The following is a 13667-nucleotide window of genomic DNA, read 5'->3' on the forward strand; positions in this document are numbered from 1 at the left end:
GTAAGAGGAAGTACTTTAGGTACTTCCTCTTTTTTTGTAGCAACTACACCGTTTATTTAATTATTGATATCTTTAAACAACCTAACCTAAAAATAATTATTATGGAATTTAATTTTTCAATTATTGCTATAACTGCTATTGTACCGTTGATTATGGGATTTATTTGGTACAATCCTAAAATATTTGGTGCTGCCTGGATGAAAGAATGCAACTTTACGCTAGAAACAATGGACAAACCTAACCCTATTGTTTTCTTGTGGTGTTATTTATTGAGTTTTTTGTTGGCTTTTATTCTTGGTACTTTTGTGATACATCAATTTGGTTTCTTTTCTATTTTGATGAACGAACCAACACTTACCGTTGAAGGATCTGAATTGAATTTGTATGCTGCTGATTTTATGGAAAAGTATGGTAATAATTTTAGAACTTTTAAACATGGAACTCTGCACGGAACAATGATTGGTTTGTTATTGGTACTCCCTATTTTTGGAACCAATGCAATGTTTGAAAAAAGATCTTTCAAATATGTAATGATCAATGGCGGTTATTGGATCGTTTCACTAGCCATCATGGGTGGTATCTTATGTCAATTTGCATAATTAGCACAGAATAAAACGAAAGCCTAAACCAATATGTTTAGGCTTTTTTTATGTTTTATAGTTAGAGGATGTACCTTTTACAATAAAAACGTAAATTTGCACGATATTTTTACAAACGCAATGACTCTGGTATCTAACGACATTCAAAAAGCTGCAGAAATTTTAGCCAACAACGAACTTGTAGCAATTCCTACAGAAACCGTTTATGGATTGGCTGCTAATATCTTTAGCGAATCAGGAATCAAAAAAATATTTGCACTCAAACAAAGACCACTTTTCAATCCTCTTATCGTGCATACACATTCGATAGAAGAACTTGATAAATTTGTAAGCTATATACCAAATAAAGCAAAATTATTAGCAGAGAAATTTTGGCCGGGCTCTTTGACAATGGTACTTCCTAAAAAGAGTGACGTTCCAGATTTAGTTACCGCAGGTAAAGATACTGTAGGTGTCAGAATCCCGAATCACACCGTCACGCTTGAGCTTTTGAGAAATCTTGATTTTCCTTTAGCCGCACCTAGTGCTAACCCATTTGGTTCTATCAGTCCAACTACTTCGACGCATGTTGCAAATTACTTCAAAGAAGGACTTCAGATGGTACTCGAAGGTGGTGCCTGTCAAAACGGTATTGAATCTACGATTATCGGTTTTGAAAACGAAACTCCGGTACTCTATCGTTTGGGCTCTATTTCAGTAGAAGAAATCGAAGCTGTTGTTGGTGACATAGCAATCAAAAACAACAAGGAGGCAGCTCCAGATGCACCAGGAATGCTCTCTCGCCATTATGCACCAGACACTACAACATATTTAGTTAACGATGTAGCATCCTTTGCGTCACAATTTCCTAATAAAAAAGTGGGTGTATTATTATTCAATCAAAATATTGAAGCTAACAATATAAAGCACATAGAAACACTTTCCATCAGTGGAAATTTAAAAGAAGCTACAGCTAAACTTTATGCTACTTTACACAAGCTAGACACTTTAGATTTAGACATTATTATTGCTGAGAAATTCCCAGATTATGGATTGGGAAAATCAATCAACGATCGTTTGCTAAGAGCCACTAAAAAATAACAACGTTAATTTTTCTTTCGAAACATAAAATAGCAACCAATAGCAATCAATGGAATACTTAGAAGTTGTCCGGTATTTAAGTCCCAATCTCCTCTAGTTTCAATCTGTGCTTCTTTCCAGAATTCTATGATAAATCTAACTGACCATAAGGTTGCAAAGAAAAAACCAAATAAATACCCCAATTGTTCTTTTTTGTTGGTTTTCCAATACAAAAACCACAGGCAAACAAATATAATTAAGTAACCGAAAGCTTCGTATAATTGTGTTGGATGCCTAGGAAAGTCTTCTCCTAATTTTGCAAAAACAATACCATAATCAGAACCCGTTGGTTTTCCAATAATTTCAGAATTCATCAAGTTTCCTATTCGAATAAAAAAACCTGCCAAGGCTACCACAATCCCAACTCTATCTAAAACAAACAACAATGGTTTTTTAAGAATGTTTTTACTGTAAAAATACAACGCAGTGATAATTCCGATTGCCGCACCATGACTGGCCAAACCAGCAAAACCTGTAAATCGAAACGGATTGAATTTTACCGGTAACAAAATTTCTCCTAAATGATCTTTAAAATATGGCCAGTCGTAGAAAAACACATGCCCCAATCTAGCTCCTAAAATCGTAGCTATAATTGTATACATGAACAGCTTATCTAACTTATCTAATTCAATACCATCTTTGATATAAATTCTTTTCATCAAAGCCAACCCTACACCAAATGCCAATACGAACATCAAGCTGTAATATCGAATCGTAAAAAATCCTAATTCGATTCCTAAAGAAGGATCCCAAGTAATTGCTGTAAAATTCATTAAATTTTTGTTTTAGTTTTAGTTTCTGTTTTTTCTGGTACTGGATCATACCCACTTCCACCCCATGGATGACAGCTAAATATTCTCTTCAATGCCATCCATCCGCCTGAAACCACGCCATGTTTCTCTAATGCTTCAATTGCGTAATGAGAACAAGTTGGTGAATACCTACAAGTGGCTGGTGTATAGGGAGAAATCATCACTTGATAAATTCTTACCAAAGCTATGAAGGGAAATCGTACTATTTTTTTTAAAGAAATCAAACTACGCTAAAAGTGGTTCCTTCTTTTCCATCTTTCAATTGGATTCCTAACGCCAATAATTCATCTCTTATTTGATCTGACAACGCCCAATTTTTATTATCACGTGCTTCTTTTCTTAACTGAATAAGCAATTCAATTGTTCCGTTTAATTTTTCAGAATTATCCTCTGAAGCCTCATCAATCAAACCTAATACATCAAAAACAAAAGCTTTTAAGGTGTCTGACAATTTTATTAAATCATCACTAGAAATCGTCTCTTTACCATCATTTAGTAAATGTACATACTTTACACCTTCAAATAGATTTGCTATCAAAATAGGGCTATTAAAATCATCATTCATAGCCGCATAACAAGCGTCAATCCATGTATTTAGTTCGAAACTTGTAGTTGCACTAGATTTGATACTATCAAGAGCACCAATACCCTGCATTAACTTATTATACCCTTTTTCTGAAGCTTCAATCGCTGCACTAGAAAAATCTAAAATACTTCTATAATGTGCTTGCAACATAAAAAAACGTGTTACACTTGGACTAAAAGGCTTGCTCAGTATCGTATTGTCTCCTGAAAAAATTTCTCCAGGCAAAATGTTATTTCCAGTAGACTTAGCCATTTTCTGACCGTTTAGTGTCAACATATTCGCATGCATCCAATAATTCACTGGAGCTTGATTATTTGAACATTTAGCCTGTGCTATTTCGCATTCATGATGTGGGAATTTTAAATCCATTCCTCCTCCATGAATATCAAAAGTTTCTCCTAAATATTTTGTACTCATCGCTGTACATTCAAGATGCCATCCAGGAAAACCATCACTCCAAGGAGAAGGCCAACGCATGATATGTTCTGGACTCGCTTTTTTCCACAAAGCAAAATCTTGAGGATTCTTTTTCTCGGATTGTCCGTCTAAAGTTCTTGTATTATGAATAGAGTCTTCAATATTTCTACCTGAAAGAATACCATATTTTTCGGTTTCATTGTATTTTAGAACGTCAAAATAAACAGATCCCTTTACTTCGTACGCAATTCCTTTAGCAATAATCTGTTTGATAATTTCTATTTGTTCAACAATATGTCCAGTTGCTGTCGGTTCAATACTTGGAGGTAAATTATTGAATTGTTGCAAAATATTATGAAAATCTACCGTATATCGCTGCACTACCTCCATGGGTTCAATCTGCTCGATTCTAGCTTTCTTAGCAATTCGATCTTCACCTACATCAGCATCATTTTCTAAATGCCCTGCATCGGTAATATTTCTAACATAACGAACTTTGTAACCTAAATGTTTTAAATAGCGAAAAACTAAATCAAAAGACATAAATGTTCTTACGTTCCCCAAATGTACATTACTATAGACCGTAGGTCCACAAACATACATACCAACAGCACCTTCATTTATCGGGTTAAAAACTTCTTTTTCTTTGCTTAGTGAATTGTAAATCCTAAGCGCGTTATTCTTATATAAACTCATCTTTTATGAATAGATCTTAAAGCGGTAAAGATATAAACTATTTTGTGCATTAGAAAAGTAATTACTTATAGTTTTAAGCAATTATAAGACACAAAAAAAGCGCCTATCTATTCACAGATAATCGCTTGTAAATTTTTGAAAATCTATTTTTTAATAATCTCTAAAAATAGCATGCATCATACGTTTTTTATCATTGATACTTTCTTCTAAAGAAATCATTGTTTCTGTTCTATTTACACCTGGAATATCATCTATTTGGAAAATGATATTTTTAGCATCTTCAGTATCTCTTGCTCTTATTTTACAGAAGATATTAAATTTACCCGCAGTAACATAAGCCACTGTAACATTTGAAATTTTTCTCAAATCTTCTATCACTTCTTTGGTCATTGAAGTTCTTTCCAGGTAAATCCCAATATGAGCTATGAATGCATACCCCATTTTTTCATAATTCAAAGTAAGAGTAGATCCTTTAATAATCCCTTCTTCTTCCATCTTTTTCACACGTACGTGAATTGTACCTGCAGAAACCAATAACTTTTTAGCGATATCTGTAAAAGGTGTTCTTGCATTTTCAATTAACATATCAAGAATCTGGTGATCTACTTCGTCTAAATTATATTTCTTCATGACTTAAATTTTGTAATAAATGGCTATTCGGCAAAAATAATAAAATATTTTTATTAAAAACACAATCTCGTTACGAAATCACTAATCGATTGCTATTTTTTCAGTTCTTTATTTTGCATGTCGTATTCTTTATGACCATAATACGCTTTTAAATCTCCTCGAGCAGCTTCTTCCTCTACAAAAACAAGAGAATTGTCTTTCACTACATAGTCATATTGAAATGCTACATCTGCAACTCCCCCTTTACTCTTTACATTTCTGTAAATAATATCATAACACTTTTTGTCATTATTAGGAATATCAAAATAAGGCTTGTAATCTTTTGAATAATCATCTTCGGTTGCGATATACAACAAACCTTGTAAAAGCGCATAAAAATTGAATTTTCGTACAGTATCACGCTCGTAATCATCGTAATAATGCCCTGCTTCTATCAAAATAGTATTGTGCCCCAACTTTTGGAAATTATCTCCTGTAGCTGTAGGATAAAACTCATCTGTATACCTACCAATATGATCAGGGATTATCTGAGACACAAGAGAATTCATCGCCACAATAGCGCTCATGGTTTCAATTCTACCTTTTGTCAAATTTCGCTCTACATCTTCAGAAGGTGCTAAAAAAGAAATTGTCGCTGGGTTTTTCGTGCCTTCAACATTAAATATGGTTCTTTGATCATGTAAATTAAAACAAAAATGAGGATTGAAATCATCTAATAAAGAACGTAACAAGATACTTTCTTTGGCTGTACGATCGACAGCATCTCGATTTAAATCTACCTCATTGCTATTTACTCTGGTAAACCTATGTGAACCATCTGGATTCAACATCGGTACAAATAATAAAGTACAGTTGTTTAAGATTGAATTTTTTACATCATCTAATCCCTCTGATTCTATCAAAAATTTAAATAAATCAAAAACTGCTTTTGTTCCGGTGCTTTCGTTCCCGTGCATTTGAGACCAAATCATCACTTTTTTGGCTCCGTTTCCTATTTTTAGTTTATATATTGAAATTCCCTCTTCTGATACACCTGCGATCTCTTTTTCAAAATTTGCAGGAATTGATTTTAACAAAGGCTCTATATCTTCAAATACAATTCTCCTGCCTTTCAATCTATTTTCAAAATTGGCAGCATACCAACTTTCAATTTTATCTATGTCAATTATTTTCATGTTACAAATGTAAATAAACACCTGTTTACATTTGTAACAAATTGAAATTTCGTTTTTGTTTACAACTGTATACAGATTGCATCTTGAGTAATTTCAGATATTAGCACTTCTCAGCATTTGCTATAACCCAAAAACAAACGTGTGACTTTAGAACTTTCATTGCTTTGTGAATCAGCAACATACAGCTATCAATTAAAGTAGTGGTTGATATTAAAAACTAAATATACCACTGAAAGATTGGAGAAGTCATGGTGGTTTTATACATTTGTAAACAACAATAAATTTACAATGCTAAACATTTCAAGTTTCTCCAATAGACTAAAAAAAGTAATGGATTATTACAATATTTCTGCCTCTTCCTTCGCAGAAACTATAGATGTACCTCGATCTAGCATCTCGCATATCTTATCTGGAAGAAACAAACCAAGCTTAGATTTTGTATTAAAAACTACTGAAACATATTCTGAAGTAGACCTCTATTGGTTATTAAAAGGTATTGGTACTTTTCCAAAATCTAACACTCCCCTACACACAAAACCAATTGCATCCGAGAAAAACGAAAAAGAAAATCTTAAACTCGATTTCAATCCGCAAATAAAAACTAACGAAACCCAACCAACGGATAGAATAGAGAAATCTGTCAATCACGGGAATATTGAAAAAAAAGAAATTGAAAGAATTGTAATATTTTACAAAGATGGGTCGTACAACGAATACAGCAACCTATCGAACTAATCAAACGAGCTTAATTCTATTCAACCACCTACAAAAAGAACACAACAAAAAAAGAAAAGACAGAGAACTAGATAATGAATTTTCTATCAGTAATTACTGAATCAACTCTTCTAGCGCTTCATTTATAATATAAACAATCTCTCTTTTATTTGAATTGCGTTTTGCATCTTGTGCAGAAACCATACTTCTTAATAATTTTATTGCCTCCTTATCAAAATTATACTGCTTGTATTGTTTCCCTTTTGCAACTATATCATCAGTTATATTCTTGATTGCTTTGATGTTATTTGAGCTTGAAACCCACTGAAAACCACCTTTAAACAAATCTTTTGTTTCTTGCTCCTTTGCTAAGTACATACCCTGTACGATATAACTAGAAACAAACTCAATTTCATCTTCATCCTTTGCTTTTACATACATTTTTGCCAAAGGATATGCTATAGTCTTCTTAACACTATTTGGTAATTTCTTTGCTCTAGAAATAGCAGCTTGCTCATCTAAATAATACAACGCCTCTAAAGCCGCACCTTTTACTTGATTTGAAGGACTGTTAAAAGATTGCTCAAACAAACGTTGATAATCGAAATACACTAGCTTACCAAGCGTTTTAATAGCCTTAGCTTTCACTGTGTTATTTTCTGCATTCTTTGCAATGCTTTCTATTTTTTTAATCACCTTGCTTTTTGCGTATTTCCCACTCAAATCAATCTTATCAAGCGCCATAGCGCTCACTTGATAATTTTTATCATAAAACGCATCCACAATCATTTCAAAAATCTTTTTATCAGATTGATGTTTTGACAACTCCTCTAAAGCCTTCAATCGATCAGCAAAATGAGGGGCGTTTTCTAATTGAAACTTATAATCTCTTAACGTGTAATTTACAGTGATATCTGCCAACAAAACATGATTTGCATCCACATGAATCCAATCTGGCTGTTTCTCATAGGTAAACGTAAATGACTTTTCTGAGTCATCTACAAAAAACTCAAGCCTCTTTTTCTTTCCTTTTTCATAAATATCAATCACCACAGGAAAATAAAAATTAGAAGACCTTTGTCTCAGTGTTACTGTTACTGTTTTTTCTAGTACGTTGTAATCATTGTTTACATAAATCACAGGATGTCCGCCTCCATAATACCACTGATCGAAAAACCAGTTTAAATCTTTTCCGGAAACACGTTCGAAAGCCATTCTAAGCTGAGGAACTTCTGCAGTTCCGTACATATTTTCCGTCAAATACAAATGAATACCATCATAAAAAGCTTTCTCTCCAAGATAATTTTTCAGCATATGCAGTACGGCACCACCTTTATTGTAACTCACTAAATCAAATACATCTTCTTTATTTTCATAATCAAAACGCACTAATTTTTTCATTTCATTGCCACCTTGCATGTATGCTTCAACGGATTGAATTCTATGCTCTTCAGCTCTTTCATACCCATACTCGTGCAGCAACCACAAATACTCACTGTAATTCGCAAAAGACTCGTTTAAACTGATATTACTCCAATTTTCTGTAGTAACTAAATCCCCAAACCAATGATGAAACAATTCATGTGCGATAACGGGCTCCCATTTGTTTCCATCAATTAAATCTCCTTTGTCTTGATACGCCATATCTGCATGAGATACGGCTGTTGTATTCTCCATAGCACCACTCACAAACTGACGCAACACCATTTGACTGTATTTATCCCACACAAAATCAATCCCAGTTATCTCTGAAAAGAAGTCCATCATTTTTGGTGTTTTTCCAAAAACAGTTTTCGCTATATCTTCATATTCTTTTTCGACATAGTAATTCACTTCTTTGCCTCTCCATTCATCTTTTACCAAAGCAAATTCACCTATCCCCATAAAAAACAAATAAGGCGCATGTTTCTGATTCATAACCCAATAATCGGTACGATCACCATTTTCATGACTTGTTTGTTTTTGAAGCTCACCATTTGAAAGTGTCAAATATTTTTCTGGAACTCGAATCGCTAATTCTTGGGTTGTTTTTTGACCTGGACTATCGATGGTAGGAAACCAACAACTACTAGATTCGGTTTCGCCTTGTGTCCATATCTGTGTCGGCATAGCATCATTCAACCCTTTAGGATCAATAAAATACAATCCTCGAGCACTTGTAATTGCTTTACTACCTGTTTGTTTTACTTTTGATGGATCTGCCGTATATTCAATAAAAATATTCAACGTATCTGCTTTGGAGAAATTTTTCCCTAATGAAATATCTATCTTCTCTCCATCGTACTGAAAATCCAAGGGTCTCCCCTCTAAGGTTACGGTTTTCAGCGTCATCCCTTTTGCATCTAACACTAAATTGTCGGTGTCGTAATAATAAGGATGCAACTGAAGCCATTCCTTACCAAACAACAATTCATTTGGTATATCAAAACTCACTTCCAACTTGGTATGCACCAACTCGAAATCTTTTTCATATTGACTTGCATTAATAAAACTTACTTTTTTATCAGGTGTTTGACCATACGAAAGAAAAAAACTTAAAAAAAGTACAGAAAAAACGAGGTGATTTAACTTCATCAAAATAATCTTTGAAGCAAAAATAATGATAGTTCTTTACGACACCTATAATAATCTGTTAAAAGCCAAACATTTCAACAACTGCTACTTGTCGTATTTTATATGATTCATTTGATTATTATATACAGTTTCTGCATAATCATAACCTTCTTTCCACCAAGAAGCCATTTTCTTTTTATCAAAAATCAAAGAATTTACCGTTAAAACAGTCGGCGTGTAATACAAATTAAGTTTTACATCGTTATGACGAGCTGCCAATTTACCGATGGTAACATTATGTTTCTCGACATTGGTCAACATAAATTCGAACAATGAGGAAATCAATGAAAATGGATTTTTAATAGGAAGATTCATATAATACTTCACTTCTGTATCGAGAATAATCACATCAATTTCTTTGGCTCCTTTATTGATTGCTTCACGTATAGGCACCAGACTACCAAACCCCCCATCTGCATATTGACAATTGTTTTTTTCAAACAAACTCATAAAAGGTACATAATTGCAAGAAGCCCAGATCCAATCGCAGAAATCTTCGTAAGGATAATCGTAAATAGACTTGTACTCGATACTACTCTCTGTAAGGTTTGAAACCGTAACAACTACTTCTTTATTGTATTCACGTAACTCATTGTAATATGATTCTGTAAAATTTTTACGAATCAATTTTCTTAAATTATTACTCTCACCAAAAGTTTTTTTACGTCTTATTAAATTCCACAACACGTGCATATGATTGATGGTAATTACTTTTTCTCCATGAACGCGTTTGATATAAAAAGGATTGTTATCAAATATACTTCTGTTATTGACACTCGTATACAATTCTTTTAATTCAGCAGTTTTACCTAATGCCAAATGAGAAATCAACAAACTACCTGTAGAAGTACCAATAAACAAATCATAAGATTTCATTTGTTTTTTAATCAAATACTCAGCTACACCACCAGCAAAAGCACCTTTACTCCCACCACCTGATATCACTAATGCTTTCATAGAATTTAATTTGATTTTTGTAGTTTTGATAAATGTAATTAATTTTTGATTTGAAACATCAAACAAGTCCAATAATTTAATGAAAAAGTTCTTGAACAAAATCCATTTGGCTGTCGCATTAACAACCTGTGTTCTACTCATAAATTGCTCAGAACCAAATATTCAATCAGTTTTAGATCTGAACTGCTCAGAACAAGCCTTTGAAAATCTTAACACCTCAAAAGAACCGAGAGGGTATTTTGAAGTTCCAATACCAAACCACTTTAAAAAAGAGTTTTTCGTCAATGAGTTCGAATCCCGTTTATATTTCGCTGACACCACTAAACAACTAAGCGATGCATACATCATGGATTTTGGATTTTATTCTGCAACTCCAACAGAATTGAATCAACCATTTATTGAGAAAAAAATATTAGAATACAAAAACAACACAGATGTTCGTCTTGAAGTTTCTGAAAAAATCGTATTCCAAGGCAAAACCGGACATGTATTATTTAGTAAAAAAAACGACGACTTTCTTCCGATCAATTCTATTGAAATCTACATCCCAAACACAAGCAACACTTACTACTATATCAAATCTGATTTTTACGGTAATGATAATTTAGAAAGTAGAATTTGCCAAGCTTTATCACTTTTAGAATTATCTAAGTTACCATAAAAGAATCCCTATCTTTAAAGAAGCCACAAACCATAAGAAATGAACATATTAAACCTGACAGATTCACAAAAAATAAAATGGATTCAAAACCTAGCGATTTTAGGTTTACTCGTTATGGGGGTTTACGCACCTGAAGTTTGGCTGAATACGAAAGATTTTCCAGTGATTCCACTTTTTGAATCTATACCAATACCCGAAAGCCCAACAGATATTATTATTTGTGTTGTGTTTTTTGGACTATTAATATCTCAGTTATTTCTGCAAAATAAAAAAATAGGAATTTTAATTTCTGTCATTTATCTATACCTATGCAGTATCGATCAAAACAGATTGCAGCCGTATTTTTATCAAAGTATCTTAACCATATTATTCATCAATATTTTCCCGAAACAAGGAAGAGAAAGAACCATTATTTTTGCAGTATCACTGCTATTCTTTGCTACTTATTTCTGGAGTGGCGTTCAGAAAATTAATGAAATATTTTACGTGCAATGGATGGGTGCTTTATTAAAACACTTTTCTTTTGTCCCAAGAATATTATTACAATCATTTACTTATGCCGTACCTTTTATTGAAGCACTTTTAGGCATAGCTCTTTTTATCGATAAAACTAGAAAAATCGCTATTTTCGGGATTATTAGTATGCACAGTATCATAGTCGTTATGCTATTCTACCTAGGATACGGATACAATGTAGTACCATGGAACATTCAAAATATCTTAAGTGTTTTGATACTCTTTTGGACCTACCCAACAAAAAATGCAATAGATGTATTTTTTAAAAATTTCAATTACAAAAAAAGCATTGTAGTACTGTTCACCATACTTCTACCTTTCAGTAATTTATTTGGCTATTGGGATCATCTATTATCCTTTAGCTTTTTCACTTCTAAACTAGACTATTACTATATAGAAATTAACGACGAAGAACTTAAAAATAACTTGCCAAAAAACATTCAAAAATATTACAGATTGGTTGACGGTAAAACTGTTGTTTACGCGAATGAATGGGCAGGTGACATTAACAAGGTTTTGTTTTACCCTCAAAAAAGGTGTATTCTTTACCTTGAAAACTACATCCAAGCATATGCTGAAAATTCAAACAAAGAAAACCTAACAAACCTTGTTATCTACAACAAATAATTATTTGGTTTTTCTTTTCTTTGACTGATCTTCTACCCTGCTTATTTTTGATTTAGAAATTCGAACACGTCCCGAATTTACCATTGCTTCTAGATTAATTGGCTTGGCTTTCGTTTGGTCTTTTCCTTTTTGTTGATCTATTATTTTTTTTAGAAACATACAGTAATATATAAAATTCAAAAATACGGAAACTATAGACAATCTATAAATTGTATTTTTGATGAAAATTGTAATCATGACAAAACAACTGTTTCTACTTTTCGCAGTATGCATCACTTTTTCAACACAAGGTCAAGAAGAATACGCTCGAAAAATTATAAAAAAACTAAGTTCACCAAAAATGCATGGTAGAGGTTACGTGAAAAACGGTGAAAAAAAAGCAGCAAAATACATTGCCAAGGAATTCAAAAAACATGACTTAAATAAATTTAACAACTCTTATTATCAAAAATTTGAAATCTCAGTAAACACACAACCCAAAAACATCAAACTAAACTTAAACGACACACTACAACTAATCCCTGGAAAAGAGTTTTTAATCAACCCTAATTCTCCTTCAGTAAAAGGAATATTTTCCACAATATGCATCACACAAAATGAACTTTTAGTAGATTCAATATTTCAAAAAAAACTAAAACATTCAGAAAACAAATTTATTCTTATCGATAGATATGGTTTTAACACATTGTCAAAATCAGAAAAAAATAAAATCACAAACATTATAAACTATTTGTGCTACAACCCTAATCCCAAACATAAAGGCTGTGTTATTTTTACAGACGACAAACTAACATGGACTGCTGGATTCTTTGAAAGCTCGAAAGCATCTTTTACAATTCAGAAAAAAATCAATATTGATGAAATCAATAAAATATCAGTTGATTGCGATAGTGAATATCATGAAAACTACCAGACACAAAATGTAATTGGTTTTCTAGAAGGTAAATCCAAGAGCGACTCTACCATTGTTATCAGTGCACATTACGACCATTTAGGGAGAATGGGAACTAAAACTTTATTCCCTGGAGCGAACGACAATGCTAGCGGTATTGCTCTACTATTAAATTTGGCTGCTTATTTCTCTGAACCAAGCAACAGACCCGACTACAATCTATTATTCATAGCATTCGGTGCAGAAGAAATTGGCTTGTTAGGATCGAAATATTACATAGACAACCCCTTGCTTCCATTAGAAAAAATAAAGTTTTTATTAAATTTCGACTTAGCCGGAACTGGAGATGAGGGAATAAAAGTAGTAAACGCTACCGTTTTTACTAAAGAATTCGAACTACTGCAAAAAATAAATCGAGAAAATTCGTTATTAAAAAAAATAGCTCCAAGAGGTACAGCCTGTAATAGCGATCATTGTTTTTTCTACGAGAAAGGCATTCCTTGTTTTTACAGTTACACCTTAGGTGGGATTTCGGCATACCACGATATCTACGACAAATACGAAACCTTACCTTTGACCAAATTCACAGAATATAATAAACTTATTCAACTCTACATCAAGCAACTATAACGCAAAGCATTTTTGATTGACAA

The 13667-nt window shown here is 32.8% G+C and carries 14 protein-coding genes; 6 read left to right on the forward strand and 8 right to left on the reverse strand.

The window, feature by feature from the left end; genetic code table 11:
* Nucleotides 1-101: 101 nt before the first annotated feature.
* Both F6P99_RS06815 and F6P99_RS06820 read left to right on the forward strand, forming a co-directional pair.
* Nucleotides 102-599, forward strand: coding sequence for a DUF1761 domain-containing protein (locus F6P99_RS06815; RefSeq protein WP_152286709.1), 498 nt, complete (start codon nt 102-104; stop codon nt 597-599).
* A gap of 120 nt (nt 600-719) precedes the next feature.
* Nucleotides 720-1679 (forward strand): L-threonylcarbamoyladenylate synthase, encoded by a 960-nt coding sequence (locus F6P99_RS06820; RefSeq protein WP_152286758.1) that lies wholly within the window; start codon nt 720-722, stop codon nt 1677-1679.
* A 5-nt stretch (nt 1680-1684) separates the two neighbouring features.
* On the opposite strand, the gene F6P99_RS06825 is transcribed toward F6P99_RS06820, so the two are convergent.
* From F6P99_RS06825 to F6P99_RS06845, 5 genes are all read right to left on the reverse strand, one after another.
* Nucleotides 1685-2491: a prolipoprotein diacylglyceryl transferase gene (locus tag F6P99_RS06825; RefSeq protein ID WP_152286710.1), complete on the reverse strand. Its 807-nt coding sequence runs from the start codon at nt 2489-2491 to the stop codon at nt 1685-1687.
* A complete protein-coding gene (yidD, locus tag F6P99_RS06830; protein WP_152286759.1) occupies nt 2491-2751 on the reverse strand; it encodes a membrane protein insertion efficiency factor YidD in 261 nt (86 codons plus the stop codon). Before yidD ends, F6P99_RS06825 begins: the two co-directional genes overlap by 1 nt.
* Nucleotides 2751-4229 carry a cysteine--tRNA ligase gene (gene cysS, locus F6P99_RS06835; protein WP_152286711.1) on the reverse strand — a complete coding sequence of 493 codons (1479 nt, stop codon included), beginning with the start codon at nt 4227-4229 and terminating at the stop codon, nt 2751-2753. Before cysS ends, yidD begins: the two co-directional genes overlap by 1 nt.
* A 150-nt stretch (nt 4230-4379) precedes the next feature.
* Entirely contained in the window at nt 4380-4859 is a 480-nt protein-coding gene (locus tag F6P99_RS06840) for an Lrp/AsnC family transcriptional regulator (RefSeq protein WP_152286712.1), read from the reverse strand.
* A gap of 92 nt (nt 4860-4951) precedes the next feature.
* A complete protein-coding gene (locus F6P99_RS06845) occupies nt 4952-6034 on the reverse strand; it encodes a M14 family zinc carboxypeptidase (protein WP_152286713.1) in 1083 nt (360 codons plus the stop codon).
* A gap of 330 nt (nt 6035-6364) precedes the next feature.
* Here F6P99_RS06845 and F6P99_RS06850 point away from each other — a divergent pair, with 330 nt between their 5' ends.
* Nucleotides 6365-6769: a helix-turn-helix domain-containing protein gene (locus tag F6P99_RS06850; RefSeq protein ID WP_226913033.1), complete on the forward strand. Its 405-nt coding sequence runs from the start codon at nt 6365-6367 to the stop codon at nt 6767-6769.
* Between the two features lie 93 nt (nt 6770-6862).
* On the opposite strand, the gene F6P99_RS06855 is transcribed toward F6P99_RS06850, so the two are convergent.
* Together F6P99_RS06855 and F6P99_RS06860 are read right to left on the reverse strand one after the other, a co-directional pair.
* Nucleotides 6863-9322 carry a M1 family metallopeptidase gene (locus tag F6P99_RS06855; protein ID WP_152286715.1) on the reverse strand — a complete coding sequence of 820 codons (2460 nt, stop codon included), beginning with the start codon at nt 9320-9322 and terminating at the stop codon, nt 6863-6865.
* An 84-nt stretch (nt 9323-9406) separates the two neighbouring features.
* Nucleotides 9407-10318, reverse strand: a complete 912-nt coding sequence (locus F6P99_RS06860; protein ID WP_152286716.1) for a patatin-like phospholipase family protein — start codon at nt 10316-10318, stop codon at nt 9407-9409.
* A 79-nt stretch (nt 10319-10397) separates the two neighbouring features.
* Here F6P99_RS06860 and F6P99_RS06865 point away from each other — a divergent pair, with 79 nt between their 5' ends.
* The gene (locus tag F6P99_RS06865; protein ID WP_152286717.1) at nt 10398-10979 is read left to right on the forward strand and encodes a hypothetical protein; all 582 of its coding nucleotides are present in this window, start codon (nt 10398-10400) and stop codon (nt 10977-10979) included.
* A 39-nt stretch (nt 10980-11018) separates the two neighbouring features.
* Nucleotides 11019-12122 carry a MauE/DoxX family redox-associated membrane protein gene (locus F6P99_RS06870; RefSeq protein WP_152286718.1) on the forward strand — a complete coding sequence of 368 codons (1104 nt, stop codon included), beginning with the start codon at nt 11019-11021 and terminating at the stop codon, nt 12120-12122.
* Here the strand turns inward: F6P99_RS06870 and F6P99_RS13395 are convergent, their stop codons facing one another.
* Complete coding sequence (locus F6P99_RS13395) at nt 12123-12281, reverse strand: hypothetical protein (protein ID WP_193316018.1); 159 nt, start codon at nt 12279-12281, stop codon at nt 12123-12125.
* 61 nt (nt 12282-12342) lie between these two features.
* Between F6P99_RS13395 and F6P99_RS06875 the strand changes: the two genes are divergently transcribed.
* On the forward strand, nt 12343-13644 hold the full coding sequence (locus F6P99_RS06875; protein ID WP_152286719.1) for a M28 family metallopeptidase: 1302 nt from the start codon (nt 12343-12345) through the stop codon (nt 13642-13644).
* Nucleotides 13645-13667: the final 23 nt, after the last annotated feature.

This window comes from Flavicella marina (assembly GCF_009193215.1).
In the GTDB taxonomy this organism is placed as follows: domain Bacteria; phylum Bacteroidota; class Bacteroidia; order Flavobacteriales; family Flavobacteriaceae; genus Flavicella; species Flavicella marina.